This is a genomic window from Streptomyces sp. PA03-1a (genome assembly GCF_033792805.1).
In the GTDB taxonomy this organism is placed as follows: domain Bacteria; phylum Actinomycetota; class Actinomycetes; order Streptomycetales; family Streptomycetaceae; genus Actinacidiphila.
Genome location: NZ_JARAVO010000079.1, coordinates 12,172 through 36,831, shown reverse-complemented (window position 1 = coordinate 36,831; position 24,660 = coordinate 12,172). Strand labels below are relative to the sequence as shown.

Sequence of the window (24,660 nt, the reverse complement as noted above, 5' to 3'; positions counted from 1 at the left end):
ACGAGTTCGCCGGCGGCCACCGGTGTCTCGCGGCCGTCCTGGGCCGCGACGCTGCCGCCGGTGTGTTGCAGGCTCACGATCAGCGAGCCGTCGCCGTCGGCGGCGATGAGCGGGGCGGTACGCGCCATCCGTTGCGGGCTCGCCTCGAGGAACCCGGCCTGGACGCCGGCGACGCAGGCCCGGCGTATCGCCCCGTGGAGCTCGGCCGCTCCCTGGGTGCGGATCTCCAGGCGGGTGAACGCCCTGCGTACGGCGTCCCTCCAGTACTCGGCCCGCTCGGCGGGCGGTTGGATGTCCGTGCAGAATGCTTCGATCACGATGTCCTCGCGAACTGTGAGGAGTTGCCCGGTTCCCCGGGGCCCAGGCGGCGCTTTCCGCGTCACGCGCGGCCCACTCGGGGAACCCCCATCGCGGCCACCGTAGGGTCCTGCCGGGGCCATCGGCGGCCCTTCCGGCGGGGAGTGCGGGACACCCGCAGACATTGTGGGGACATCCGCAAACACGAATTCCTGCTATTGGGACATTTGTCACACAAGGCGATATGCATGCGGAATGCGTATTGAGAGAAATGTCACAATTGATTCACCTGCGCGAATCCCATGCCGAATGGAGTCGTAATAGGGCGGGATTGTGCCGTCGTATTCGGCGGGAGAGGGGTCCGGCAAGGAGAGCGAACGCTTCCGCCCGCATGCGCATGAGCCGCCCCCCGGGCCGGCGCCAGGGCCGAGGCCGTGCCTCGGTCCTGGCGCCCCGGTCCCGGCCGGGGAACCGTCGGGTGCGTCAGGAACCGACGCGCGCCGGCCTGACCGTTCCGTGGACCTGCCGGGCGTGGGACGCGTACCGGCGGCGTCCCAGGACGGGGACGATCAGCCGGAGGGGCAGCGGGGCCGTCGCCAGCACCGCCTTGATGGTCTCGGGATCGCCCTCGTACATCGCCATGCCGAAGACGAGCGGCAGGTCCTTCTTCGGTGTGCTCGCCATCCCGTGCTCGCCGAGCTGGTGCCATTCCGCAGCGGTCACGTACTTCGCGGCCAGCGGCAGGATCTCCTTCTCCTCCAGTGCCATGTGCCGGACGAGCACGGTCAACAGCCGCTCGAACGCGTCCGCGAGCTCCTCGCCTCCCCGCCCGGTGGAACGCCATCCCCCGAGCAGTCCGGTCACCTCGCCGTGCAGTGCGTCGATGGCGTGGTGCTGCTGCTCCATCGTCGGCACGATGGCCTCCGCATCCACGCTGGCGCGCTCGGCCAGCTTGGGCCACAGCAGCAGGTCCTCGCCCTCGTGGTGCGTGTGCAGGACCCGGCACACCAGCGCCGCGTGGGCACCGACGACCTCCGCGCGCCGGGTGTCGCCCGGCGCGACGGACCGGATGAGGTCGGGAAGCAGCCTGAACTCGCGGCGCAGCGCAGTATGGGCCATGTACATGTCGCGCGTATCGGCCATGGGTTCGTTGACGAGTGGAGCCATTGTCTCTTCCTTGTGCGGCCGCCTGGCATCCCGGGAGGGGGTGACGCGGCCCGTGTCGGGCATGGCCCTGCGCGTGGGCCGGCGGTCCGGTGGCATACGGGTCCGTCTGCAGTGGCACCCGGCGGGTGCCACCGGGTGCCACGGAATGCGCAGGGTGATCAGGGCAGGGGTCAGTGCAGGTCAGAGGCCTCGTCCGCTGCCCAGGACACTGTGGCAGTGGTGCCGGGGCTGCCGCATGCGTCAAATGCCCCTGCGTCGCGGCTGCGGCATGGGTCGTCTGACCCCGTCCCCGCTGGTGGGGCGGAGGGGCGTGGGTCGTGGTGGCCGTCGGACGGCTGTCGCATCCGGCCGCGGGGCCGGACCCCTCATTCGGGGAGGACGATGTTCCCCATGGCCTCGTTGACCGCGATCATTTCCGGAGTGAAATCCTCCGGGGTCCACAGGCGCGGCGAGTGTCCGGGCAGCGGGTCGTCCCCGAAGTCGAGGAAGAAGTTCTCGGGGCCGCCCGGGGTGAAGAAGAATGCCATCTTGGCCTCGCGGTCGCTGATGTTCTTGAACCGGTGCCGCACGCCACGCGGAACGAAGACGAAGTCACCCGCCGAGGCGACGAAGGTGTTCTCGCCGTCCAGGAACTCCAGCTCGCCCTCGAGGACGTAGAACGCCTCGTCGTTGTGCTCGTGGAGATGCGCTATCGGTCCGTTGCCCGGGGGCACGGTGGCGACGACGAAGCCGAGCCGGCCGTCGGTCTCCTTGCTGCTGACCTTGATGGTGTACTCGTCGCCGGCCACCCACTTGACGGGTCCCTCGGTGGAACGGACGTACAGTGCACCGCTCTTGTACTGCTCGGGGGTTGCCAATTCTCGCTCCTGTGCGAAATCGCGGGATCGCGCATGCGGGGTCGCCGCATGCGTGGATCGCCGGGAGTCCCGGCCGTGATGAGAGGGGGAAGGGGCGGCGAGGCCGCGCAGTCATTGCGGCGTCAAGTAACCATGAGTCAACTTGCCTCGTCAAGTAGGTGGTGGGCGCGGCTGGTTGGGCCGTCAATCGTTGCGGGACGCGCCGGCTCAAGCGCCGGGCCACACAGCTGAGGGGGGTGCGTCAGGGACCCCGGCGGGCCCACCGCCCGCGCGGGTCGCACATATGCTTGCTGCATCAAGCAGCTTGCCGTACGCTCCGACGCGCGTTCGCAGTTCGAAGGCAACGGGCCCTGTTCTCGATGCATTTGACGGGATGTCTGTTCCCAGGCGGATGGTCGCGACCGTAGCTCGCGCAGAGATGGTTCGGCCGAGCGCAGGCCGATCACTGAGAGAAGCCCAAGGATGGTGCGCGTCGCCATCGGGGGCCAAGGAGAATGTGTGGCTGTCTCGCCCATGACCGTGTACGACAGGATCGTCAGGTCGGACGTGCCCGAGCATCCCCCCATGCTGTTCGACACTGCGTGTGTGTTGGGTGGCAGTGTCGCCGGCCTTCTGGCGGCCCGGGTCCTCGCGGACCACGCCCGGACCGTTGTGATCGTCGAGCGGGACGAGACGAATGTGGAGGGACGCCCTCGTGCGGGCGTGCCCCACGACCGTCAGGTGCACGGGTTGCAGGCCGCCGGGCTCGTACAACTGGAGCGGTGGCTGCCGGGATTCACGCGGGAGGCGCAGGAACTGGGCGGCGTCCTGCTCGGGCCCCAGCGCATGACCATGTACGTCGACGGCAGGGAGCAACTCCGCACAGGAGACACCGAGTTCCTCTTCTGTACCCGGCCCTTCCTCGAGTCGCGCATCCGCAGCCGGGTCCTGGCCCTGCCCAACGTGCGGACCATGGCGGCACAGGCCACGGGCCTGGAGTACGGCGACAACGGTGCGGTGGACGCCGTGCGGTACGTCGTCGACGGTGTCGCCGGCGCGCTGCCCGCCGACTTCGTGGTGGACGCGATGGGGCGCGCCTCCAAGTCCTCGGACTGGGTCGAGCAGGCGGGCTTCGACAGGCCCCGGCTGCAGCGGGTGCAGACCGGGGCCCACTACGCGACGGCGCTTTTCGAGCGGACCGGTCGGCACAGGGCAGAGCCGTCCTTCACGGGCGCACGGTTCACGCTGCCGCCCGGGCCGGACGGCCTGGCCGTGGCCCTGGCCAAGCCCGTCGAAGACGATCAGTGGCTCGTGGGGCTCACCACCTACGCGGAGGGCCGGCCTCCCCGGTCGATCGAGGAGTTCCGGGCGCTGTGCGAGAAGTTGCCGCATCCCTTCGGGGAGGTGACCGACGGCGCCGTCACCCGTGACGTCCTGACCTTCCACCAGGCGGACAGCCGGCGCCGTGATTTCGCGGGGCTGTCGCGCTACCCCGCCGGCCTGGTCGGCGTCGGCGACGCGGTTGCCTCCCTGAACGCCACCTACGGGCAGGGCATGATGTCCGCCGCCCTCCACGCCTCCTGCCTGTCCGCTTACCTGGGCGGTGGCGTCGAAACCGGCGAACCGGCCACCGAGTTCTTCGCCCTGCAGGAAGTGGCCGTCGACGCCATGTGGGCGGTCTCGGCCGGTTCGGACGCCGCCCTCCGCGACGCGATCGAGGGGGCCGAGGTGCCCGAGGACGTGCAGCGCCAGCGCTGGGCCATGGCTCAGCTCGCACAGGCCTCGCTCACGGACGTGACGATCGCCGAAACCAGCGCGGCGGTCTTCTACGGCCTGGCCCATCCCATGTCGCTCGCCGCCCCCGCCCTCCTCGAGCGGGCCATCGCCGTGAACGTCCGGGAGTCCGCGAACTCCTGAGCCGCGCACGCCACGTCCACGACGGTGTCGACGGTGCCGCGGCCGGTGTGACCACGCTGCCGCAGCCGTCGTGGTCCCCGCTCACCGTTCCGGGTCCGCGCGCCGAGCGGGCAGGGCCTGCGCTGGGGGAGAGTGTGCGGATGGAGTTCTTCTGCTACCACCGTGACCGGCCCAATTCGTTGACGCTGCGTCAAGAGCTGCTGGAGCAGCACTGGTCGTACATGGACCAGTACGAGAAGGAGATGATCGCCCGAGGCCCGACCCTCACCGCAGGGGACGGCGAGCCCACCGGCAGTGTGCACATGGTCGACCTGCCGGACGCTGCCGCTGCCCGCGCGTTCGCCTTCGACGAGCCCGGCTACCAGTCGGGCGTGTACCGGGACGTGCTGCTGCGCCGGTGGCGCAACCTGCTGGGGCGCACCATGTGGGACTTCCCCGGTGGCCGTTCCGGCGGCAACCGGTACCTGGTGCTCGGCCTCGGCGCGGGCGGAGGAGCCGACCTCGTGGTGCCGCCCTTGCGGGACGACCTCATCGCGTTCGGGCCCCTGCTGTCCGACGACGGCAGCACGTGGCTCGGGACGGCGGCACTGGTCCGGGCGCCGGACGAGGATGCCGCACGCGCTGTCCTGACCCCCGACGCGTACGCCGGGATCGAGGTCCACAACTGGCAGTGCGGCGGCCGGTCGTGATGTGAGGCAGGCGGGGCGCCGGGCCGTCAGGCTGGGAGCGCGGAGCCTGCACGTGCCCCTCCAGTGTTCCGGTCAGGGGTCCGGATCGTCGAGGCGTGCGGTCAGCCGATCGGCGTGGGCGGCCGCTTCGTGGGCCCGGCGACGGGCGTCGCGGGCGGCCTTGTCGGCCTCCCGCAGCAGTCGCCGGGCCTGGCCCTGGCCGTCGCGGGCTGCCCGTACGGTCTGCTCGGCGTCCTTGACCCGCCCGAGCAGTTCGTCGAGGCGGGCCTGAGCCTCGTCGCGGTGCCGGTCCGCGGCGTGTAGGCCTTGCCGGGCGGCAACTGCCTCGCTTTCCCGGGCCGCGGCTTCCTGCTCCGCCCGGCGGGCGTGCTGTCCGGCCTGCTCGGCATCCTCGCGTCGGCGCTGTCGCTCGGCCTCGCGGCGGGCCCGCGCGGTGTCCTCGGCGGTCCGTGGCGGCTTCGGTGTGCGGTGCGTGCCCTGGGCGGTGGTGGCCTGGCCGGTGATGTCCACGGTCGCCGACAGTGGCTTGGTCAGGCGGCCCTCCGCGAACGCCGCGCCGGCGTCGGGGTCGGCGAGTGCGGCGTGCAGGGTCTCCTCCACTTCCTGCACGGCTTGGCCCGTGATGGGCTGTCCGGATTCCGCGGCCAGTTGTGCGGCTTGCCGGGACAGTGCCTGCACGAGCTCCCGCTGTTGCCGGTTGAGCCGGCGGAGCCGTCCTCCGTCCAGGCTGCGGTGGGCCTGCCGCAGTGCTTCGCCGAGCCGGAGGAGCGGCCCGATCTCGTCCCGGCGTTCGCGGGCCAGCAGATTGGCGGCCCAGGCCGAGGTGGTCGGCTTGCGCAGGGCCGCGATCCGGTCGGCGAGGGGCCGGTCGCCGGCCTTCTTGGCGGCCTGGGCGTGCGTGTTGCGGGCGGCGGTGAACTGCGCGGGCGGCAGCCGGTACAGCTCGTCGGCGACCGAGTCGAGGTCGGCGGGAGCGTCCTTGCCTGCCACGGTGCACCACCTGCCCGGCCGTCGGCCCCGCACGGGGCGCGCCGGGGACCGTTGCCGCCCATCGAACAACCGCCCCGGCCGCCCCGCAGCCGCACCGCGCCCAATCGGGTCGGGGACGCGGGTCTACCGGGTGCCGAGGGCCTCGCGGAGGTGCTCGCCGAACGCGGTGGGGTGGGTCGTCAGGCCGATGTGGCTGCCGGGGAAGTACCGGAGTTCCGTGCCGAGGTGCTCGGCCAGGGAGGCCGCCGCGCGGTGGGGGAGCTCGCCTCGCGAGTCCTGGCCGGCGGCGAGCACGATCCGGTCCGACAGCGCCTTGAGGCGGCCGGTGTCGGGGGCGTAGGACATGAAGGCGGGCACGATGCGGCCGACGAAGAGGGGCAGGTTGCCCATGGTCCGCTCGACCCGCGCCGCCGCTCGTGGCGGAAGCTCGATCGCGGGCTCCGGGTCGGTGGTGTTGTCGTCCTTCTTCATGCCCTCGGCGAACGCGGCCATCGCCGGCTTGAGGCCTTGGGCGCGGAAGGTGTCCTGCACGCGGTCGACGAGTGCGCGGTGCTCGGGGGCGTCGGGGAGGACGTCCACGACCGGCGGTTCGTGCGCCACGAGGCGTGCGACGCGTCCGGGGTGGGTGGTGAGCAGGTGGAGGGCGGTGATCGCGCCCGAGCTGGCGCCGAAGACGCGGGCGGGTTCGTGGGGCGAGAGCAGGTCGAGGAGGTGGAGCGCGTCGTCGGCGTGTTCGGCGACGTGCTGTTCTGCGTCGGGGTCGTCGAGGGTGCTGCGGGACATGCCACGCGGGTCGTAGGTCGCGACCGTGTACGCGGTGGCCAGGTCGTCGGCGATGTCGTCGAAGGTCGCGGCCCCGCCGGTTCCGCCCGGGATCAGGAGCAGGAGGGGGCCCCGGCCGCGTACTTCGTAGTGCAGGGTCGCGCCGTTCACGCGCAGGCTGCCGGTGGAGGGGGCGCTCGTCATGGGGCTGCTTCTCCTTCTCGGGATGCGGGCCAGTGCTCCAGGAGGTGGTGCAGGGCGTCGAGGGCGCGTAGCCAGGACTGCTGCGGTGAGCGCCGGTGGGCGAATCCGCCGGCGGCCTCCAGGGCGACGAACCCGTGGAAGGTGCTGCGCAGCAGGCGTACCGCGTCGGTGAGGTCGGGCTCGGCGAGTCCGTAGGCGCGGAGCATGCCATAGGTCAGCTCGACGGCGCGCCGTGGTCCGGGGGCTTTGGCGGCCAGTTCGGGGTCGATCTGCAGGGGGGTCTGCGTCGCGGTGTAGCGGCCGGGGTGCTGGTGGGCGTACTCGCGCCAGGCGTTGGCGAACGCGATGAGCGCGTCCTTGCCGGCCCGGCCCGCGGTGGCCTCGGCGATGCGGATGGTCTTCTCGTCGGCGGCCAGGAGCGCGATCCGTCCGCGCAGGTCCTCAAGGTTGCGGACGTGCGTGTAGAGGCTGGCGTCCCTGACGCCGAGCCGCCGGGCGACCTGGGACATGGTCACCTGGTCGAGGCCGACCTCGTCCGCCAGCTCGGCGCCCGCGACCGTCACCCGTTCCGCCGTCAGTCCGGCTCGCACCATGGACCCTCCCACTGATTCCTAGGATCCCTCATTGTAGCCTAGGGGTCCTAGGGTGCGCGAAGGGGTATCGGCGCAGGGGCGGTTGAGGAGCGGGTGGGGTGTGCCGTGGCCGACGGTGGCGGCGCGGTGGCCTGGCGCACTCATCGCCGTCCGAGCAGCTTCCCGGCGCGGCGGCACGCGTTCTCCACCCCGAGGTGGTGCGGGCGGGGTCCTTGCGCAGTGCCCTTCAGACCGGGAGGACGGTGTGGACCACGGGCCGACGGTCGGGTCGACGCCCTCACCGGGCCGGCGTCGTGTCGCGGCACAGGTGGCGGACGCGGCGATGGCCATGGCGTTGGTCGTCGACGGCCCACCCGGCGACATCGGTCCCTGACGCATGCGGCGTCCCGGGTGGGCGACTTTGCAGGCCCCCGGGAGGCGGTGCCACCGGCGATGTCAGCCGTTGTCCCGTTCGGTCGTGGTGAGGTCCTCGGCGAGGCGCCAGCCGTCCCCTGCGGGCTCGAACACGAAGAGGTGGGAGCTCACCCAGGGGACATCGGCCCTGTGGGTCTTGCCGAACCGGTCGGTGGCGTACGGCCTCGTGGACTCGTCGACCCACACCTTGGCCCGGTCGCCGTCCATCTCGACCTGCTGGATGTGGGCGGTGGAGACGGCTCCGTCCCACATCACGTCCGCTTGCGGTTCGTCCCTCCGCCAATACGCGGTGGGGAGGTCGGCGTCGTGCTGGAAGACCTTTTGGGCCGCTCGCTCAAGCGACGCCCGCTCCGCCGCTTCGACGTGGCGGTGCACCACCAGTGTGGCCGGCACGGCGGCGACGAGTGCTGCCGCCGCTCCCAGGACCAGTGCGTGCTTCTTGTCCATGGTGCCCCCACCCCGAGCTGCGTGATCTTGCGGGAGCGTAACCGGTCGTCGCAGGTCAGCGACAGTCGGCCGGTGCCGCTACCTCGTTCACGTGGTGACCTTGGCGATGAACGCGGCGAGGTTCGCGACGGTCCGCTGGATCTTCTCCTCCAGGGTGAGCGTCTCGTGGAGCCGCGCGCCGACGCCCGCGTCCTTCATGCCCCGCACGTACAGCGGGCAGGCGAGGTCACGGCACATGTAGGCGCCCACGGTGTTGCCCTGCTGCCCGGCCTTGCCGGCTTTCGCTGCGACCATGAGTGAGACGCCCCCGGAGTGGGTGGTCAGGCACATCGAGCACATGCCGAGCCGCGCCTGCCAGGAGGCCGGACCCGAGGTGCGCAGGGCGAGGGCCACCGTGCGGCCGTCCAGCTCGGTGGCGAGGTAGGAGCGGTCGGGGGCCTGCGGGTCCCGCCAGCCGAGGAAGTCCAGGTCGTCCCAGGGCTGCTCGGCCAGGTCACGGGGGACGAAGAGGCGCTTGGCCTCGCCCTTGGTGCAGTTCACGAACGCGCTACGGATCTCTTGCTCGGTCAACGGCTTCATGGGCGGCAGGCTAGTTTGCCTAAAGTGATTAGGCAAGTTCTTAATTAACATCGCTGGATGGTAAGAAGGCTTTGGTTCCCGCGCCCCCGCCGCCGGGAAGGCGGCGGGGCCGCCGGAGGGGTCAGTTCGGGCGGGTGGCGGAGATTCCGCCGTCCACGTAGAGCGTGATGCCGTGGACCATGGCCGCATCGTCGCTGGCGACGTACAGGACGCCCTTGGCGATGTCGTCGGGCCTGATCACCACGCCTGCCGGGGTGGCGGCGGTCATCGCCTCGAGCTCCGCACGGGCCGCCTCGTTGCCCGGCGTGAGGGTCGCCCCGGGCGCGACGGCGTTCACCCGCACGCCGCGCGGGCCGTACTCCGCGGCCCAGCTCCGGGTGAGCTGCTCGTCCGCTGCCTTGGTCGCGGTGTACATCGCCGCGTAGGGGCTGCCGACGCGGGCCATCCAGGAGCCGATGGTGACGATGACGCCGTTGCCCCGCTCGGCCATGGCCGGCGCCATCGCGGCGACCAGGACGTGGGGAGCGCGGACGTTGACCGCGAGCATGGCGTCCAGGTCGGCGTCCGGCAGGTCCTCGGTCGCCGTCGCCGGGTAGATGCCCGCGCTGTTGACCAGGATGTCGACGCGTCCGCCGAGCACCTCGGTGGCCTCCGCCGCGAAGGCCCGCAGCTGCTCGTAGCTGCCCGCCAGGTCCGCCGCGACGAAGCCGGCCCGGCCGCCGGCCTGCCGGATGTCCTCGACGACGCCCTCGCCGCGGGATCCCTGCCGGCCGCTGACGACGACGTGGGCGCCCTCGCCGGCGAGCGTGCGGGCGATCGCCGCACCGATGCCGCTGGTTGAGCCGGTGATCACGGCGGTGCGGCCGGCGAGGCGGGAGCCGGGGGTGGCGGGTGTGCTGTCTGTGATGTGAAGAGAAGTGGTCATGGGTCCCTGTCTACGGCGGCCCGCCGGCATCGGGCCAGGTCAGGACGTACCTGGGCATGGCAGCACCACCCAGGGCGACGGCGTGCCGCCTACCCTGGAGCCATGCCACGCGACCGCGCCGCGCTCGGGGCGTTCCTCCGCTCCCGCCGGGACCGCATCACCCCTTCCCAGGCGGGCATCGAAGCGTTCCCCGGGGCCCGGCGGGTGCCGGGGCTGCGGCGCGAGGAGCTGGCCGTGCTCGCCGGCCTCAGCCCGGACTACTACAGCCGGCTCGAACAGGGACGCCAGGCCAACATCTCCGACGAGGTGCTCGACGCGCTGGCCCGGGCGCTGCGCCTGGACGAGGTCGAGCACGCGCATCTGCGCGACCTCGCCGCACCCACCGTGCGGCGGCGGGCCGCGACCCCGCAGTCGGTGCAGCGCCCCGATCCCGGGCTGCTGCGGCTGATGCGCACGCTCGACCACGTCCCGGTCCTGCTGCTCGGCCACCGCGGCGAGGTACTGGCCCGCAACGCCCTGCTCGTGGAGGTGCTGGGCCGTCCGCTGGAGCCGGGGACGTCGTTCGTCCGCTACATGTTCCAGGACCCGGTCGCCCGCGAACGGATCGTGAACTGGCAGGACTTCGCCTCGGCCACCGTCGCCACGATGCGCCGGGAGACCGCCCGCCGCCCGCACGACAACCGCCTCACCGCGCTGGTCGACGAGTTGCGCACCACCGACGCCGACGTCGCCCGCTGGTGGGACGACCACGCCGTCCGCGACTACGCGTCGGTGACCAAGCGCGTCCAGCACCCCACGGCGGGCCCGATGTCCTTCGACATCGAGATCGTCCGCGCGCCCCACGAGCCCGACCAGCGCCTCGTCGTCTACACCGCAGAACCCGACTCCTCCACCGCCCGCGTCCTGCCCCTCCTGGCCAGTTGGAACGCCGCGCCGCATCTCTGACCGGGCCGCCTCGCCCCGGAAGCAGGACCACCCCGTCGACCTCGCCGACCGGCCCGAGGCAGGCCCAAGGGGCCTGGGGGCGCTCAAGGAGTTCGTGCCGGTCAGGTGGCCGACCGGGTGGCGGTGAGCGCGGCGACCTCCATCGCCTGACGGCGCGCCCGCGCGTGCGCATCCTTCAGTGAGGCGCGGTGCTCCGGGAGCAGGTGCGCGAGCGACGGCACCGTGGGCGCATACGTCAGTTCGGGCGTGATGGGGCGGACGTCCAGGGCCATCAGCCGCGGATCGCCGAGGATGGTCTCCAGCGCGGGGATCAGGAAGTCCTTCCCGTGCTGGGGCGCACCGGGACCGTAGCCGCCGCCCCGGGCGGAGACGACGACGGCGGGGCGGCCGGCGGTGGGAGCGGAACCGGGCAGCCCGATCGTCCTGCCGACGATCATGATGTGGTCCAGCCACGCCTTGAAGACCGACGGCATCGCGTAGTTGTAGAGCGGTACGGCGAAGAGGTAGGCGTCGGCGCCCAGGAACTCCTCGACCAGTTCGTCCTGGAGCAGGGCGGCGGCCTTCTGCTCGGGGGTGTGCTCGTCGGCGGGGGTCGTACGGGCCAGGATGCCGGCCGCGTCCAGGTGGCCGACGGGGTCGAGCGCGAGGTCGCGGTGGACGACGTCGCCGGCCCAGGCGGCGGTGAAGGAATCGGCGACCCGGCGGGAGACGGAGGCGTCGCCGGAGGCCGAGGCGTCGATGCGCAGCAGGTAGGACATGGTGGTGACTCTCTCGCTGTGGTGCGGGTGTGCGGGTGTGGTGGTGGTCCGTCGGCCGGGTTCCGGCGCGCGGGTGTGGGCGGGCCCCGGTGAGGTCGTGTCGTCTGAGGCAGTGTCGTCAGGGAGCGGGGGGCCGGGGGACCGCACAGCCGTCGGGGCCGCAGGCGGCCGCGCCCGCTGCGCCGAGGATCCGCAGCGGCCGGGGCTCGGGGTGCGCCGCCTCCCAGGCCCTGGTCATCGCGGCCAGGAGTTCGTCGACGCCGACGGCGCCGGGGATCGCGTACGTGCCGTCGAGGATCATGAACGGCGTCCCGCGTGCCCCCAGGCGCTCGGCCTCGCGTTGGTCGGCGTCCACCCGGGCCCGGTAGCGCCGGTCGCGCAGCGCCTCCGCGGCCTCCGCGCGGTCGAGGCCGGCCTCGGTGGCGAAGTCGAGGACCTGCTCGCGGGTCCACAGCTCGCGCGCCTGCCCGAAGTGGGCTCGGAACATCGCCGTCCACACCTCGCCGCCGCGCCCCTGGTCGGTGGCGAGGGCGAGGAGTTCGTGCGCGTAGTCGGTCGGCCCCAGCGTCCGCTCCAGCGCGTGGTAGGGGTCCAGCCCCTCGTCCCGGGCGGCGCGCTCGATCGGCGCGAAGATCTGCTCGCCCCTGGACACGGAGATCCCGTGCTTCTCCAGGAGCCGCCGTTGCGTGATGCCCTCACGGGGCAGGTCGGGGTGGAGCTGGAACGAGCGGTGGACGATCCGTACCTCTCCGGCGTGCTCGAAACGCTCCAGCGCCAGCCGCAGCCGGTTGTCCGCCAGTCCGCAGTACGGGCAGACGATGTCGGACCAGAAGTCGATCTGCATGGTGGGCCCCTCTCGAAACTCACTTTCTGTTCGTAGCCTCACTCTGCATTAGTGTGAGAAGCGATACAAAAGGCACATTGATGTGCGTGGTCGTGGGAGAGGTGGCGGACGTGGGCACCGGCGGCGAGATGCGGCAGGGACGCACCAACGTGCGGGCGAGCGTGCGGCGCGTCCCCGGCCCGTGCGCGCACTGGGGCGACGGGGACGCGGACCTCATCCGCGAGATCCTCGACCTGGTCGGCGACAAGTGGAGCGTGCTGATCATCGGCACCCTCTCCGACGGACCCGTGCGCTACTCCGACCTCGCGCACGCCATCCCCGGCATCTCCCAGCGGATGCTCACCCTCACCCTCAAGCAGCTCCAGCGCAGCGGCCTGGTCGACCGGACCGCGTACGCCGAGGTGCCGCCGCGCGTCGAGTACTCCCTGACCGGGCTCGGCACCTCCCTGCTGTCCACCGTGCTGGAGCTGGCGGCCTGGTCGGCCGAGCGGCACGCGGAGATCCGCCGCCACCAGCAGACATACGACGAGCGGACCGGGTAGGACCTGACCGGCCGATCATGTCCGGAGCCGGATGGCGAGGGCCGCCGGCGCGGGTGCGATGCTTGGCGCCATCGGGGAGGGCGGCTGCCCCGCCCCTGACCACCACATACATCCGTTCGGGAGGGGCCCCGTGACCGGAGCAACGGCGATCGTCAACGCGAGGGTCTTCGACGGCACCCGGCTGCGGGACTGGACGTCGGTCCGGTTCGCCGACGGCATCATCACCGACTGCGCCACCGGTCCCACCGCCCAGGACGGCGACGAGGTGATCGACGCGGAGGGCGGCACCCTCCTGCCGGGGCTGATCGACTCGCACATCCACCTGGTGCCCGGCGCGCTGGCGCAGGGGCTCACCTTCGGTGTGACCACCGCACTGGACATGTTCAGCCAGGCCGACGTGATGGCCGTGGCCAAGCAACAGGCCGCCGCTCGGCCGGACGTGGCCGACGTGCGTTCCGCGGGGATCGGTGCCACTGCTCCCGGCGGGCATCCCTCCGCGATGTACGCCCCGTTCCCGACCTTGACCGGCCCGGAGCAGGCCGAGCAGTTCGTCGCGGACCGCGTCGCCGAAGGCTCGGACCACGTGAAGGTCTTCGGCCCCTCGGGCACCGCGGGTCCGCGGACGATGCCGTCTTTGGACCTGGCCACGATCACCGCGGTGACCGAGGCAGCGCATCGTCGCGGACTCGTGGTCGTCGCGCACATCCACTCCGTGGCCGGGATGGGCGAGGTCATGTCCGCGGGCATCGACGTCATCGCGCACGTGCCCGTGGACGGCGAACTGGACAGAGCGCTGGCCGAGCGGATCGCCGAGGCCGGAATCGCGGTCGGCCCGACGCTGGCAACCATCGAGAACGTCCTGGGCGAACCAGGCGGGGCCGCTGTGGCCGGCGACCCCCGACTTGCCGCGGCACTCGGGGACGCGCAGGCGCGGCGGCTGACCTCTGGCGCGTCTGGGCGGCACGGGCGGGCGATGCCGCCCTATTCCCGTGCCGAGGAGAACGTCGGCCGCCTGGTCGACGCGGGCGTCACGGTCCTGGCCGGCACCGACGCCCCGAACCCGGGAACCGTGTTCGGGGCAAGTCTGCACCGGGAACTGGAGCTGCTCGGCCGCTGCGGCATGACGCCCGCTCAGGCGCTGGACGCCGCGACCGCCGCTCCGGCACGAGTGTTCAGCCTCGCCGACCGCGGGCAGGTCGCACCCGGTCGGCGCGCGGACCTCGTGCTCGTGTCCGGCGACCCGTTGACCGACGTCACCGCGACCCGGGCCATCGAACGGATCTGGCGGGCAGGCGTCCTGTGTGACCGACGTGCGTTCGTCGCCGACGCGGCCGAGACGGAAGAGCTCGACGCCTTCGACGCCCGGGTCGCCAAGGTCGTGGCGGCCGTCCGCGATCGCCGGTACGGCTTCGATCCGAACAGGGCCGGCTGACCCGTCACGAGCATCTGCGACCGCCCGCACCGCGGCGGCCCGGGGTAGGGTGCACGGTCGTGGAACGGATCTTGGTGGTGGGCGCCACGGGCGCGGGCAAGTCCACGCTCGCCCGTGCGGTGGGCGGTCGACTGGGCCTGACGTACCACGAGATGGACGCGCTGTACTTCAACGGTCCCGACTGGGCGGTGAACGGCGCGTTCGCCGAGGACGTGGCGGGGTTCGCCGCCGGGCCCCGCTGGGTGGTCGACTCCCTCGGCTATCCGGACGTTCGTGACCTGCTGTGGGGGCGGGCCGACACCGTGGTGTGGCTGGACTACCCCAGGCGCGTCATCATGCCGCGCGTCCTGCGCCGCTCCGTGCGGCGCACCGTCACGCGCGAGGCGATCTTCGGGGGCAACAGGGAAACCCTGACCGGCTGGCTGAGCCGGGAGCATCCTGCCTGGTGGTCCTGGTCCCAGCACGCGGGCCGTCGCCTCGAGATCGAGCGCCGCGCCGGCGATCCCCGCTTCGCGCCGCTGGACGTCCTCCGCTTCGGCCACCCCGACGAGACCGCGGCCTGGCTGGCATCCCTCTGAGCCCGGTCAGGACCGCGGCGCGCGCGGCCTCCCCCGGAACGCTTACTTTATTGAGCAATCCAGAATCATGCTAGGCTTTCCGGCATGGGACGGATCAGGGAGTTCGACGTCGACCAAGCGGTCGACCGCGCGATGGACCTGTTCTGGCGTCGCGGCTACGCCGAGACCGCCCTGCAGGACCTCCTCGACGAGCTGTCGATCGGAAGCGGCAGCTTCTACGCGGCTTTCGGCTCGAAGGAGCAGCTCTACCTCCGCGCCCTCGAGCGTTACTCCGCCCTCCAGGCGGACGACCTCGTGAAGATCCTCGAGCACGCGACCGAGATCCGGTCGGCGGTGCGACAGGTCCTCGTCGCCATGATCGAGGCGGATCTGACCGATCCGTCGCGGGGGTGCCTCGTCGTCAACACCGCCACCGAGTGCGGCGGCAGGCCCCCGGCTGCCGAACGTGTCGTCGCGGCGATGCGGCAGGTCGAGTCGTCCTTGGCGGGAGCCCTGGAGCGGGCCAGGTCGCGGGGTGAGCTGGCGCCGGACAAGAACCCGGTCGAGCTGGCCCGCTTCCTGACCACCTTCGTCCAGGGCCTGCGGGTCGTCGGCCGGGCGCGTCTCGGGCGGTCCTTCGTCGAGGACGCCCTCGCGGTGGCGATGCGCGCCCTGGGCTGACCGCGGTCGGGCTCCGACGCACACCGTGTGGGCCCGGCTTCCGCTTGCCATAATTCTGTATTGATCAATCCACAAAGGATTCCTCATGGAACTGCACCTCAAGAACAAGGTCGCCGTCGTCACCGGAGCCAGCAAGGGCATCGGCCTGGCCGTCGTCGAGGCGATGGCCCGCGAAGGCGTCCGCGTCGTCGCCGGCAGCCGCAACTCGACGCCCGAACTCGACGCGCTGGCGACCACCTACGACGTCACGATCGTGCCCGTCGACCTGGCGGCACCGGAGGGGGCGCAGACCCTGGTCCGCCGCGCGGTGGAGCGCCACCAGCGGATCGACATCCTGGTCAACAACGTCGGCGCCGCCGAACCGCGCAGCGGGTTCCTCGAGGTCACCGACGCCGAATGGCAGCGGATCTTCGACCTGACCTTCTTCAGCGCCGTCCGCGCCAGCCGTGCCGCGCTCCCGCACCTGGCCGAGGCCGACGGTGCGGCGATCGTCAACATCAGCTCCATCAACGCCCGCACGCCCTTCCCGATGGTCGTGGACTACTCGGCCGCCAAGGCCGCGCTGACCAACCTGAGCAAGTCGCTGTCCGAGGAGTTCGCGCCGAAGGGCGTCCGCGTCAACGCGATCTCCCCCGGCCCGGTGCGCACGCCGTTCTGGACGGCCCCGGGCGCTTTCGCCGACGCCACCGCCGCGGCCGCCGGCACCACGGCGCAGGAGGCCCTGGACGTCGTGGTGCCCCAGAGCATGGGCATCACCTCGGGCCGGATCACCGAGCCGCAGGAGGTCGCCGACCTCACCGTCTTCCTGGCCTCGCCGGTGGCGGGCAACATCAACGGGGCCGAGGTGCTCATCGACGGCGGCCAGATCAAGACGCTCTGAACGCGGGGCGCGGCCCGTCCTGCCCCGGGCGGCGGTGCGAGACCGCGCCCAGCGACCAACCTGAGAATCCGTTGTCGAGTGAGTGGAGATACATGTGACCGTCGACGAATCGATCACCCCCGAGCCGATCCTGCAGCTGGGTCTGGGATTCATGGCCTCGAAGACACTGCTGAGCGCGGTGGAGCTGGAGATTTTCACCGTCCTGGCCCGGGGCGGTCGCGATCGCGCGTCCCTCGCCGCCGAAGTGGGCCTCCACTCCAGGTCCTCCGCGGACTTCCTCGACGCCCTCGTGTCGCTGGGCCTGCTGGACCGTGACGACGACGGCGTCTACCGCAACAGCGCCGCGTCCGAGGTCTTCCTGGACCAGGCCAAGCCCTCCTACGTCGGCGGCATCCTGGAGATGGCCAACACCCGCCTCTTCGGCTTCTGGGACAACCTCACCGATGCCCTGCGAACCGGCACCCAGCAGAACGAAGTCACGCACACCGGAGCCCCCTTCTTCGCCACGCTGAGCCAGGACCCTGTCGCGTGGCGCAACTTCCTCAACGGCATGAACGGTGTCAGCACACCCCTCGCGGGGGCACTCGCCGCCGACTTCGACTGGACCGGCCACCGGCACGTGGTCGACCTCGGCGGCGCTCTGGGGGCCGTACCCGCGGCAGTGCTGCGATCCCACCCCGAGATGACCGGAACGGTCTTCGAACTTCCCCCGGTACGCCCGGTATTCGACGAATTCGCCGCCGCTCACGGCCTGACCGACCGCCTGTCCTTCCACAGCGGCGACTTCTTCTCCGACCCCCTTCCCCCGGCCGACGTCTACGTCATGGGGCAGATCCTCCACGACTGGAATGCCGAGCAGCGGCAGTTCCTGCTCCGCAAGGCCCATGACGCCCTGCCCGTCGGCGGCACGCTCATCGTCTACGACGCCATGATCGACGACGACCGACGGCACAATACCTACGGCTTCATGGTGTCGCTGAACATGCTCATCGACACGGAAGGCGGCTCCGAGTACACCGTCGCCGATGCGACCCGCTGGCTGGCGGCGGCAGGCTTCTCCACGACGGAGGCCCGTCCTCTCATCGGCGGTTACACGGCCGTCTACGCCACCAGGTAGCCGGTCGGCGATCGTCAGCTCACCGGCGCACTCCAGCCGTCGCCGGTGGCGATGTGCAAGGCCCCCCGGTGCAGGCCGAGGTCGGCGGCGGCCCTCGGCACCTCGAGGACGCCGTCGGACCCTCGGCCGCCGTGGGGCGGCGCGGCCCGTGGGCGGCCATGAACCGCAGTGGGTGGGCGCAGATCAGACCGTGAGAGCCCGGTACTCACTCCAGGCGGCCTCGCCGGCCGCCCGGTTGTCGTGCGGGCTGGGATCCCTCAGCTCTTCAGGGTCCTCCGCCACTCCACTTCCTCGACGGAGACCGGCGCCTGGATCTTGTACACGTCGCCGACCCGCAGATTGTCGGGCGTGCTGTACGTGCCGTAGGTACCGATGACCGAGACGGCCACATGGGAACCGGGTTGCCAGAAAGTACGGAAGTACGGGGCGGTCGGAGGGATTTCGGGAATCTCCAGCAAGGGCACGCCACGTCGGTCCAGCAGGCGTCGGAGCTTGTCGAAGCGGAGCCTGGGAGTGAACCTGCCGTATCTGGCGCGCATTTCGGCGTTGACGAGCGTGCGATCGCGGAACGCCAGCCGGTGCACCTGCAGGCTGAAGTGGTGCCCCGACCAGGGGTGGTCGGCCGCACCGCGGTTCCAGTAGAACTCGACGAGACCGTAGTCACGGCAGATGCTGAGGGAGCGGAAGGCGTTCTCGGCGAAGTCCGGGCCGAGGACCTCGGTCACGCGGTCGGGGGAATCCGCGGGTCCCACGCCGAGCACGGTGCCGGTGGTGATGACGTCCATGTAGAACGCCAGGGAGTACGGCGTCACAGGCTGATCCCCGATGTGGTGTGTCCGGCGCGACGTGGGGAGACCCTACTCCACCACGGCCGCCCCACGACCGGGGGCCGGAAGTGACGAACGGGTCCTCGCCGCGATGGAGCGGCGGGGACCCGCGGATGGCGATGAGACCTCGACAGGTCAGCGGGTGGCACCCCCGGCCTGGGGAAGACGCATTGCGTGTGGGGTGGCGTCCGCGCTGTCAGCTGCGGGAGCCACCGTCAGTCACCGTAGTCGCCGCCGTCGTCACCGTAGTCGCCCCCGCCGTCGCCCCCGCCGTCATCGCCGCCGCCGTCGTCGGCGACCACGGAGACCGTGCTCTGAGGGTGGTCGGCCGCGACGGCGGCCGACGTCGAGCCTGCCGCTCCGGTCAGTGCGGCGGCGGCAGCCACGGTGGCGATCAGTGTCTTGCGCCTCATGATGGCGTGTCCTTCCGTGCATGTCGGTAGGTGCCGCGGTCGCCCGGCGCGAGAGCAACGCTGAGGTACTGAAGAGACCATCAATACCGCCCGGAACGAGCCGGCACGCCGGCCCCCGGCCTACGAGGGCCTCCGAGCTCCCGTGGATGGATCGGCCACCGGCCCATCCAGGGCAGCGGCCTGCAGCCACAGCCCCGTCCCGAGGGCCCATTCGGCACGTGCGGAAACGGGGCCTACTTCCAGGGTGCGCCCATGTCGGCCGAGATTCATCCCGGCACCGGTCTCCGGGCCGGAGCACCGGCTCCCGCTTGCGCACACCGTCAGGCACCACGGCGGGAGTTGAGGCGGGCGGCCTGGCGCGTGAGATGGTCGCGCTCGGCGAGGTTGGGTGCCTTGCGGGCCGCCTCGGCGTACAGCCGTGCCGCCGTCGTCAGGTCGCCGTCGCGCTCGTGGAGGTAGGCCGCCACCGCGGTGTAGCGGGGGAGTGAGTCGTCCAGCGCCGCGAGCGCCGCCAGCCCGGCGCGCGGTCCGTCGGCCTCGCCGACGGCGACCGCGCGGTTGAGCCGGACGACCGGGCTGTCGGTCAGGAGCGTCAGCTCGTCGTACCACTCGACGATCTGCACCCAGTCGGTCTCCTCGGCGGCGGGTGCGTCGGCGTGCAGTGCCGCGATGGCGGCCTGCGCCTGGAACTCGCCGAGCCGGTCGCGGGCGAGTGCCGCCTGCAGGATCCCGACGCCCTCGGCGATGGCCCCGGTGTCCCACCGGCCGCGGTCCTGTGCGGCGAGCGGGACGAGGCTGCCGTCGGGCGCGGTCCTGGCGGCCCGCCGGGCGTGGTGGAGCAGCATGAGCGCGAGCAGCCCCGCCACCTCGGGGTGGTCGATCGCTGCCGCGAGCTGCCGGGTGAGGCGGATGGCCTCGGCGGCGAGGTCGACGTCGCCGGAATAGCCCTCGTTGAAGACCAGGTAGAGGACGCGCAGCACGGTGGCGACGTCGCCGGGCTGGTCGAACCGCACGCTGGAGACGGTGCGTTTGGCCCGGCTGATGCGCTGCGCCATGGTCGCCTCGGGCACCAGGTACGCCTGGGCGATCTGCCGGGTCGTCAGCCCGCCCACGGCGCGCAGCGTGAGCGCGACCGCGGACGAGGGCGTCAGTGACGGGTGGGCGCACAGGAAGTACAGCTGGAGCGTGTCGTCGGCCGCGGGCGTGGGCCCGGGGTCCGGTTCCCGGTCGACGAGGTCCTCACGGCGGCGGCGGGCGGTGTCCGCCCGCGTCGCGTCCAGGAACCGGCGCCAGGCCACGGTGACCAGCCAGCCCTTGGGGTCCCTGGGCGGGTCGGCCGGCCAGACGCGGACGGCCTCGACCAGCGCGTCCTGGACGGCGTCCTCGGCCGCCGCGAAGTCGGCTCCGCGGCGGACGAGGACGGCGAGGACGCCCGGCGTGAGGCTGCGGAGCCGGGCCTCGTCGATGGGGGTGGTCATTCGGTGATGGTGGGCGGGGCGGCGAGGAAGGGGCGGAGTTCGAGCCATTCGTGGATGGGCCTGCCGCCGGCGCCGGGTGCGGCGGAGAGTTCTCCGGCGAGTTCGAGGGCGCGGTCGTAGGTGTCGACGTCGATGATCATCCAGCCGGCGATGAGGTCCTTGGTCTCGGCGAAGGGGCCGTCGGTGACGGGCGGGCGGCCTTCGCCGTCGTAGCGGACCCAGGTGCCTTCGGGGGCGAGGGCCTGGCCGTCGACGAACTCGCCGGTCTTCTCCAGGCGGGCGGCGAAGTCCTGCATGTACTGGACGTGGTCGGAGATCTCCTGGGGCGTCCACTGGTCCATGCACACGTCGTTCACTGCGGCCGGTGCGCCGCGGTAGTGCTTGAGGAGCAGGTACTTGGCCATCGTGGTTCTCCCTGGTGCCGGTGCGACCCATTGTGGCCGCCTTCACCCCGGGGACGGAGCCGGCCACGGGTTCTCGACATCACCGCCCGAGATTTCTCCGACGCCCGTCGACAGGCCTCGTGGTGCCCGGCCGACGACCGTGGCGTGTGCACCGGTCACAGGACGAAATGCCGGCGCAGCCGCTCGTGCGCGGCCCGCTCGGCGTCGGTGAACCTGGCACGTCCGGCCTCGGTCAGGGTCACTTCGATCGTTCTGCGATCTCTGGGGCCACGACTGCGTTCGACGAGCCCTTCCGCCTCCAGGCCCGTGAGGAGGGAGGCGATCCGGGTCCGCGTCTCGCGCAGGAGCGCCGTCAGCCGGGTCAGGGGTACGGGCCGGCCCTCGGCTTCCGCGAGGGCACCGAGGATGAGGTAGTCGTGGAGCGACAGGCCGTGCGTCGCCCGCAGTTCGCCGTGCAGGAGACCCAGGCTCCACAGGATGGGTGGAGGCTGCAGTGTGGCGGTGGCCGGATGGCGGTCGGTCATGCTTCATCCCCGGGGTGGGTTCACCGGCCGCGAGCTCGCGGCCCTACGGGCATAACCGGGCTTCCCCACGCAGCTGATGGCGGAACGGGGGACAAGAAGCCCTCGGATCAGGACACCGCGTCGTCTGTGCGCGCTCCGTGACGCGGCGACGGGCGGCCCGCGGCCGGCCGCCCGTCCGATGTCCTGATGTGAGGCCGCCGTGGCACGCGGGACCGTCCGTTCCCGTGCCCTCCCGGATCTACCGTCGTCAAGGCGGTGGGGCCGCACAGGTCGGTCCGAGCGGCGGGTGCGTCCGCCGACGGCACAGCGGCATCGATGAGGAGCAGCGGCATGAGCCTGCTGGCAGGGATCAACCGGCCCGCGGACCTGAGGGGCCTGAGCCATCCGGAACTGGTAGGGCTCGCCGGGGAGATCCGCGAGTTCCTGATCCGGCACGTCGCGGCCACGGGCGGCCATCTGGGGCCCAACCTCGGCGTGGTGGAGCTGACGCTGGCACTGCACCGGGTCTTCGAATCGCCGCGTGACCGGCTGCTGTGGGACGTCGGGCACCAGGCGTACGTCCACAAGATCGTGACGGGACGGGCCGGTGAGTTCACCGGCCTGCGGCAGCGCGGCGGCCTGTCGGGGTACCCCAGCCGGGAGGAGTCCGCGCACGACCACATCGAGCACTCCCACGCTTCGGCGGCGCTGTCGTACGCCGACGGCATGGCCAAGGCCGGACAGCTCGCGGGGGAGGCGGACCGGCACATCGTCGCCGTCGTCGGCGACGGGGCGCTCACCGGGGGGCTGGCCTGGGAGGCCCTGAACAACATCGCGGAGGCTCCCGACCGGCCCGTGGTGATCGTCGTCAACGACAACGGCCGTTCGTACGCACCGACCGTCGGCGGACTCGCGCGGCACCTGACGGCCCTGCGCACCCACGCCGGCTACGAGCGTCTGGCGGGCTGGGGCAAACAGGCCCTCGGCGGTGCCGGAACGCCGGGGCGGGCGCTGCACCGCACCTTGCATGCCGCCAAGGAGGGCATCAAGGAGGGGCTGAGGGCGGGCCTGGTGGAGGGCTCCGCCGACGCCGTGACGCCGCACTCGCTCTTCGGCGCGCTGGGACTGCACTACCTCGGGCCGGTCGACGGCCACGACATCCCCGCCCTGGAAGCAGCCCTGGAGCGGGCCAAGGCCCATGGCGCGCCCGTCGTCGTCCACTGCATCACGCGCAAAGGGCTCGGATACGCGCCCGCCGAGGAGGACGAGGAGGACCATCTGCACGGCATCGGCGCCATCGACCCGCGGACGGGGCGTCCTCTGCGGCCCGCCGTTGCGACCTGGTCGGCGGTGTTCGGCCGGGAACTGGTGGAGCTGGCGGACGCGCACCCGGACGTCGTGGCGATCACCGCGGCCATGCCCGGCTCGGTCGGTCTGAACGACTTCGCCGCACGCCATCCGGCACGGTTCTTCGACGTCGGGATCGCCGAGCAGCACGCGGTCGCCTCGGCCGCCGGGATGGCCATGGCGGGACTGCACCCGGTGATCGCCCTGTACGGCACCTTCCTGAACCGCGCACTCGACCAGGTGCTGATGGACCTCGCGCTGCACCGTCTCGGTGCGACCCTCGTACTCGACCGGTCCGGGGTCACCGGGGACGACGGACCCAGCCACAACGGGCTGTGGGACCTGGCGATGCTTCAGGCCGTCCCCGGCCTGCGGATCGCGGCTCCCCGTGACGCGCACACGCTGCGGCAGCAGTTGCGGCAGGCCGTCGTGATCACCGACGCGCCGACGGTCCTGCGGTACCCGCGGGGCGCGGTCGGCCCGGCGATCCCGGCGGCCGGTCGCGCCGGTGCGGTCGACGTCCTGCGTGAGGGCCCCGGCACCGGCGGCGTCCTGCTGATCGCCGTCGGGACGATGGCCCCGGTCGCCCTCGAAGCGGCGGAGCTCTGCGCCGAGCACGGCGTGGAGGTCACCGTGGTGGACCCGCTGTGGGTCAAGCCGCTGCCCGGAGAACTGCCCGTCCTCGCCGCCGACCGCGCCCTGGTCGTCACGGTCGAGGACGGCCTGCGTACCGGGGGAGTGGGCACCGCGGTGGGCCAGGCCCTGCAGGAGGCCGGCATCCGCACCCCGGTGCGTGCCCTGGGCGTGGCCGACGGGTTTCCCCGGCAGGCCACCCGTGCCGAGATCCTCGCGGAAGCGGGCCTGACCGCTCAGGCCGTCGCGGAGAGCGTCATGGAGGCCCTGGTGGGCGTCGCCGTCCCCGCCGTGCCCGGCGGCCCCCGGACCGCCTAGGTGCCCGAAAGACGATGAAATGCACATACCAGTAATATGCTGCTACCGCGTCAGCGGTCGGAGGATGCGTCATGGCCAAGATCAGCTGTCGCAGAATCGATGAACAGGCGCCTTCCGGACGCCGCGCGGCCGTATCCGCCGCGGTGGCCGACCTCAACGCGGGCGCGCTCGCGTTCGTCATGGGCACCGGCATCGTTTCCACGGCCCTGTACGTCAACGGCGCCGGCACCGCCTCCGCCGTACTGCTGTGGGTGGCACTGGCCGGGTTCGCGGTACTGCTGCCCGCCTACGGCTGGCGGCTGCTGCGGCAGCGCGAGCGGTTCGTCGCGGATTTCATGGGGCCGCGCGCCTTCGCGTTCCTCACCGTCGCCATCTCCGCCAACGTGCTGGCCGCACGCCTCGCGCCGGAAGGCCACACCGCGGTCGCAGGGGCGTTCCTGGCCTTCGGGGCACTGGGGTGGGTGGTGCTGGACTACGGCATCCCGCTCGCGCTCATCACCACCCTGAAACGGGGCCCCTCGTTCGACCAGGTGAACGGCACCTGGTTCCTGTGGGCGGTGGGATCGGAGTCGGTGGCGCTCGCGGCGGCCGCGCTGGCCCGGGTGACCCCGGGCAACGTCCTGCCGGTGCTGGCGGTGGTGTGCTGGGCCGTCGGCCTGGTGCAGTACCTGCTGACCGCCGCCATCGTCCTGGCCCGACTGCTGGCCCGGCCGGTCCGGCCGGAAGGCCTCATGACGTCCGTCTGGATCTTCATGGGGGCGGCGGCGATCGCAGTCCTTGCCGCAGTGCGGCTGATGGCACTCCCCGCGGGCAGCACCATGCTGTCGCGCCCGCTCCTCGTCGGATCGTCCGTCGTCCTGTGGTCGTTCTCCAGCTGGCTCATCCCCCTTCTGCTGGCCCTGGGCGTGTGGCGGCACGCGCTGCGCCGCATTCCGCTGCACTACGACCTCGGCTGGTGGAACCTCGTCTTCCCGGTCGGCATGTACGCGGTCACCACGCACGAGATGGGACGCGCGACCGGAACCTCGTGGATGGCCAGCATGGGCCGCTGGGAGGTCTGGATCGCCGCGGCGTTCTGGGCCGTGGTGTTCGCGGCCATGGTGGCGGCCAAGCTCCGGCCCCGCCGTAGGGCTCCCCGGCCGCTGTCGTAGGCGTGCAGCC

Annotated in this window: 27 protein-coding genes; 11 read left to right on the top strand and 16 right to left on the bottom strand. The window is 72.0% G+C overall.

The genetic code is table 11. The features are described 5' to 3' along the window. The 3 genes from PV341_RS19465 to PV341_RS19455 form a co-directional block, all read right to left on the bottom strand. The coding region (locus PV341_RS19465) for an AraC-like ligand-binding domain-containing protein (RefSeq protein ID WP_500358532.1) at window positions 1–317 on the bottom strand (317 nt) is incomplete at its 3' end. A 463-nt stretch (window positions 318–780) separates the two neighbouring features. Beyond that, on the bottom strand, window positions 781–1,464 hold the full coding sequence (locus tag PV341_RS19460; protein ID WP_500358531.1) for a hemerythrin domain-containing protein: 684 nt from the start codon (window positions 1,462–1,464) through the stop codon (window positions 781–783). A 365-nt stretch (window positions 1,465–1,829) separates the two neighbouring features. Then, entirely contained in the window at window positions 1,830–2,321 is a 492-nt protein-coding gene (locus PV341_RS19455) for a cupin domain-containing protein (RefSeq protein ID WP_500327129.1), read from the bottom strand. A 585-nt stretch (window positions 2,322–2,906) separates the two neighbouring features. Here PV341_RS19455 and PV341_RS19450 point away from each other — a divergent pair. Both PV341_RS19450 and PV341_RS19445 read left to right on the top strand, forming a co-directional pair. Continuing rightward, window positions 2,907–4,217: an FAD-dependent oxidoreductase gene (locus PV341_RS19450; protein ID WP_500358530.1), complete on the top strand. Its 1,311-nt coding sequence runs from the start codon at window positions 2,907–2,909 to the stop codon at window positions 4,215–4,217. A 140-nt stretch (window positions 4,218–4,357) separates the two neighbouring features. Continuing rightward, entirely contained in the window at window positions 4,358–4,906 is a 549-nt protein-coding gene (locus PV341_RS19445) for a YciI family protein (RefSeq protein ID WP_500358528.1), read from the top strand. A 72-nt stretch (window positions 4,907–4,978) separates the two neighbouring features. Here PV341_RS19445 and PV341_RS19440 read toward each other — a convergent pair whose 3' ends face one another. The 6 genes from PV341_RS19440 to PV341_RS19415 form a co-directional block, all read right to left on the bottom strand. Further along, the gene (locus PV341_RS19440) at window positions 4,979–5,896 is read right to left on the bottom strand and encodes a hypothetical protein (protein WP_500358527.1); all 918 of its coding nucleotides are present in this window, start codon (window positions 5,894–5,896) and stop codon (window positions 4,979–4,981) included. Window positions 5,897–6,019: 123 nt separating this feature from the next. Continuing rightward, entirely contained in the window at window positions 6,020–6,862 is an 843-nt protein-coding gene (locus tag PV341_RS19435) for an alpha/beta fold hydrolase (RefSeq protein ID WP_500327134.1), read from the bottom strand. Continuing rightward, window positions 6,859–7,455, bottom strand: coding sequence for a TetR/AcrR family transcriptional regulator (locus PV341_RS19430; protein ID WP_500327136.1), 597 nt, complete (start codon window positions 7,453–7,455; stop codon window positions 6,859–6,861). Before PV341_RS19430 ends, PV341_RS19435 begins: the two co-directional genes overlap by 4 nt. A 435-nt stretch (window positions 7,456–7,890) precedes the next feature. Beyond that, on the bottom strand, window positions 7,891–8,316 hold the full coding sequence (locus tag PV341_RS19425; protein ID WP_500358526.1) for a hypothetical protein: 426 nt from the start codon (window positions 8,314–8,316) through the stop codon (window positions 7,891–7,893). An 87-nt stretch (window positions 8,317–8,403) separates the two neighbouring features. Further along, window positions 8,404–8,895 (bottom strand): FBP domain-containing protein, encoded by a 492-nt coding sequence (locus tag PV341_RS19420; protein ID WP_500327140.1) that lies wholly within the window; start codon window positions 8,893–8,895, stop codon window positions 8,404–8,406. A 121-nt stretch (window positions 8,896–9,016) separates the two neighbouring features. After that, a complete protein-coding gene (locus PV341_RS19415; protein WP_500327142.1) occupies window positions 9,017–9,820 on the bottom strand; it encodes an SDR family NAD(P)-dependent oxidoreductase in 804 nt (267 codons plus the stop codon). A gap of 102 nt (window positions 9,821–9,922) precedes the next feature. Here PV341_RS19415 and PV341_RS19410 point away from each other — a divergent pair, with 102 nt between their 5' ends. Further along, window positions 9,923–10,765, top strand: a complete 843-nt coding sequence (locus PV341_RS19410; RefSeq protein WP_500327144.1) for a helix-turn-helix transcriptional regulator — start codon at window positions 9,923–9,925, stop codon at window positions 10,763–10,765. Between the two features lie 101 nt (window positions 10,766–10,866). On the opposite strand, the gene PV341_RS19405 is transcribed toward PV341_RS19410, so the two are convergent. Together PV341_RS19405 and PV341_RS19400 are read right to left on the bottom strand one after the other, a co-directional pair. Continuing rightward, the gene (locus PV341_RS19405) at window positions 10,867–11,523 is read right to left on the bottom strand and encodes an FMN-dependent NADH-azoreductase (protein WP_500358524.1); all 657 of its coding nucleotides are present in this window, start codon (window positions 11,521–11,523) and stop codon (window positions 10,867–10,869) included. Between the two features lie 118 nt (window positions 11,524–11,641). Next, window positions 11,642–12,367, bottom strand: coding sequence for a DsbA family oxidoreductase (locus PV341_RS19400; protein WP_500327148.1), 726 nt, complete (start codon window positions 12,365–12,367; stop codon window positions 11,642–11,644). A gap of 86 nt (window positions 12,368–12,453) precedes the next feature. Here PV341_RS19400 and PV341_RS19395 point away from each other — a divergent pair, with 86 nt between their 5' ends. The 6 genes from PV341_RS19395 to PV341_RS19370 all read left to right on the top strand — a co-directional run bounded on the left by PV341_RS19395 (window position 12,454) and on the right by PV341_RS19370 (window position 17,576). Continuing rightward, window positions 12,454–12,909, top strand: a complete 456-nt coding sequence (locus tag PV341_RS19395) for a winged helix-turn-helix transcriptional regulator (RefSeq protein ID WP_500327150.1) — start codon at window positions 12,454–12,456, stop codon at window positions 12,907–12,909. A gap of 130 nt (window positions 12,910–13,039) precedes the next feature. After that, window positions 13,040–14,341, top strand: a complete 1,302-nt coding sequence (locus PV341_RS19390) for an amidohydrolase family protein (protein ID WP_500327152.1) — start codon at window positions 13,040–13,042, stop codon at window positions 14,339–14,341. A 59-nt stretch (window positions 14,342–14,400) separates the two neighbouring features. Further along, window positions 14,401–14,919 carry a P-loop NTPase family protein gene (locus PV341_RS19385; protein WP_500327154.1) on the top strand — a complete coding sequence of 173 codons (519 nt, stop codon included), beginning with the start codon at window positions 14,401–14,403 and terminating at the stop codon, window positions 14,917–14,919. Between the two features lie 84 nt (window positions 14,920–15,003). Then, complete coding sequence (locus tag PV341_RS19380) at window positions 15,004–15,579, top strand: TetR/AcrR family transcriptional regulator (protein ID WP_500327156.1); 576 nt, start codon at window positions 15,004–15,006, stop codon at window positions 15,577–15,579. 85 nt (window positions 15,580–15,664) lie between these two features. Next, window positions 15,665–16,459, top strand: coding sequence for an SDR family NAD(P)-dependent oxidoreductase (locus PV341_RS19375; protein ID WP_500327158.1), 795 nt, complete (start codon window positions 15,665–15,667; stop codon window positions 16,457–16,459). 94 nt (window positions 16,460–16,553) lie between these two features. Then, window positions 16,554–17,576 (top strand): methyltransferase, encoded by a 1,023-nt coding sequence (locus PV341_RS19370; protein WP_500358523.1) that lies wholly within the window; start codon window positions 16,554–16,556, stop codon window positions 17,574–17,576. A 257-nt stretch (window positions 17,577–17,833) separates the two neighbouring features. On the opposite strand, the gene PV341_RS19365 is transcribed toward PV341_RS19370, so the two are convergent. From PV341_RS19365 to PV341_RS19345, 5 genes are all read right to left on the bottom strand, one after another. Next, window positions 17,834–18,388 (bottom strand): hypothetical protein, encoded by a 555-nt coding sequence (locus tag PV341_RS19365; RefSeq protein ID WP_500327161.1) that lies wholly within the window; start codon window positions 18,386–18,388, stop codon window positions 17,834–17,836. Window positions 18,389–18,618: 230 nt separating this feature from the next. Then, window positions 18,619–18,816, bottom strand: a complete 198-nt coding sequence (locus PV341_RS19360) for a hypothetical protein (RefSeq protein WP_500358522.1) — start codon at window positions 18,814–18,816, stop codon at window positions 18,619–18,621. Between the two features lie 320 nt (window positions 18,817–19,136). Further along, the gene (locus PV341_RS19355; RefSeq protein ID WP_500327164.1) at window positions 19,137–20,294 is read right to left on the bottom strand and encodes an RNA polymerase sigma factor; all 1,158 of its coding nucleotides are present in this window, start codon (window positions 20,292–20,294) and stop codon (window positions 19,137–19,139) included. Next, entirely contained in the window at window positions 20,291–20,698 is a 408-nt protein-coding gene (locus PV341_RS19350) for a YciI family protein (RefSeq protein ID WP_500327166.1), read from the bottom strand. Before PV341_RS19350 ends, PV341_RS19355 begins: the two co-directional genes overlap by 4 nt. A 155-nt stretch (window positions 20,699–20,853) precedes the next feature. Further along, the gene (locus tag PV341_RS19345; RefSeq protein ID WP_500358521.1) at window positions 20,854–21,222 is read right to left on the bottom strand and encodes a MarR family winged helix-turn-helix transcriptional regulator; all 369 of its coding nucleotides are present in this window, start codon (window positions 21,220–21,222) and stop codon (window positions 20,854–20,856) included. A 330-nt stretch (window positions 21,223–21,552) separates the two neighbouring features. Between PV341_RS19345 and dxs the strand changes: the two genes are divergently transcribed. Together dxs and PV341_RS19335 are read left to right on the top strand one after the other, a co-directional pair. Continuing rightward, window positions 21,553–23,499 carry a 1-deoxy-D-xylulose-5-phosphate synthase gene (gene dxs, locus PV341_RS19340; RefSeq protein WP_500358520.1) on the top strand — a complete coding sequence of 649 codons (1,947 nt, stop codon included), beginning with the start codon at window positions 21,553–21,555 and terminating at the stop codon, window positions 23,497–23,499. A gap of 71 nt (window positions 23,500–23,570) precedes the next feature. After that, entirely contained in the window at window positions 23,571–24,650 is a 1,080-nt protein-coding gene (locus tag PV341_RS19335) for a tellurite resistance/C4-dicarboxylate transporter family protein (RefSeq protein ID WP_500358517.1), read from the top strand. Window positions 24,651–24,660: the final 10 nt, after the last annotated feature.

Excerpts from the sequence above, each read along its gene's own strand:
- PV341_RS19460 (WP_500358531.1), bottom strand. The coding sequence starts at position 1,464 with ATGGCTCCACTCGTCAACGAACCCATGGCCGATACGCGCGACATGTAC.
- PV341_RS19445 (WP_500358528.1), top strand. The coding sequence starts at position 4,358 with ATGGAGTTCTTCTGCTACCACCGTGACCGGCCCAATTCGTTGACGCTG.
- PV341_RS19435 (WP_500327134.1), bottom strand. The coding sequence starts at position 6,862 with ATGACGAGCGCCCCCTCCACCGGCAGCCTGCGCGTGAACGGCGCGACC.
- PV341_RS19430 (WP_500327136.1), bottom strand. The coding sequence starts at position 7,455 with ATGGTGCGAGCCGGACTGACGGCGGAACGGGTGACGGTCGCGGGCGCC.
- PV341_RS19425 (WP_500358526.1), bottom strand. The coding sequence starts at position 8,316 with ATGGACAAGAAGCACGCACTGGTCCTGGGAGCGGCGGCAGCACTCGTC.
- PV341_RS19420 (WP_500327140.1), bottom strand. The coding sequence starts at position 8,895 with ATGAAGCCGTTGACCGAGCAAGAGATCCGTAGCGCGTTCGTGAACTGC.
- PV341_RS19415 (WP_500327142.1), bottom strand. The coding sequence starts at position 9,820 with ATGACCACTTCTCTTCACATCACAGACAGCACACCCGCCACCCCCGGC.
- PV341_RS19410 (WP_500327144.1), top strand. The coding sequence starts at position 9,923 with ATGCCACGCGACCGCGCCGCGCTCGGGGCGTTCCTCCGCTCCCGCCGG.
- PV341_RS19405 (WP_500358524.1), bottom strand. The coding sequence starts at position 11,523 with ATGTCCTACCTGCTGCGCATCGACGCCTCGGCCTCCGGCGACGCCTCC.
- PV341_RS19400 (WP_500327148.1), bottom strand. The coding sequence starts at position 12,367 with ATGCAGATCGACTTCTGGTCCGACATCGTCTGCCCGTACTGCGGACTG.
- PV341_RS19380 (WP_500327156.1), top strand. The coding sequence starts at position 15,004 with ATGGGACGGATCAGGGAGTTCGACGTCGACCAAGCGGTCGACCGCGCG.
- PV341_RS19375 (WP_500327158.1), top strand. The coding sequence starts at position 15,665 with ATGGAACTGCACCTCAAGAACAAGGTCGCCGTCGTCACCGGAGCCAGC.
- PV341_RS19360 (WP_500358522.1), bottom strand. The coding sequence starts at position 18,816 with ATGAGGCGCAAGACACTGATCGCCACCGTGGCTGCCGCCGCCGCACTG.
- PV341_RS19355 (WP_500327164.1), bottom strand. The coding sequence starts at position 20,294 with ATGACCACCCCCATCGACGAGGCCCGGCTCCGCAGCCTCACGCCGGGC.
- PV341_RS19350 (WP_500327166.1), bottom strand. The coding sequence starts at position 20,698 with ATGGCCAAGTACCTGCTCCTCAAGCACTACCGCGGCGCACCGGCCGCA.
- PV341_RS19345 (WP_500358521.1), bottom strand. The coding sequence starts at position 21,222 with ATGACCGACCGCCATCCGGCCACCGCCACACTGCAGCCTCCACCCATC.
- dxs (WP_500358520.1), top strand. The coding sequence starts at position 21,553 with ATGAGCCTGCTGGCAGGGATCAACCGGCCCGCGGACCTGAGGGGCCTG.
- PV341_RS19335 (WP_500358517.1), top strand. The coding sequence starts at position 23,571 with ATGGCCAAGATCAGCTGTCGCAGAATCGATGAACAGGCGCCTTCCGGA.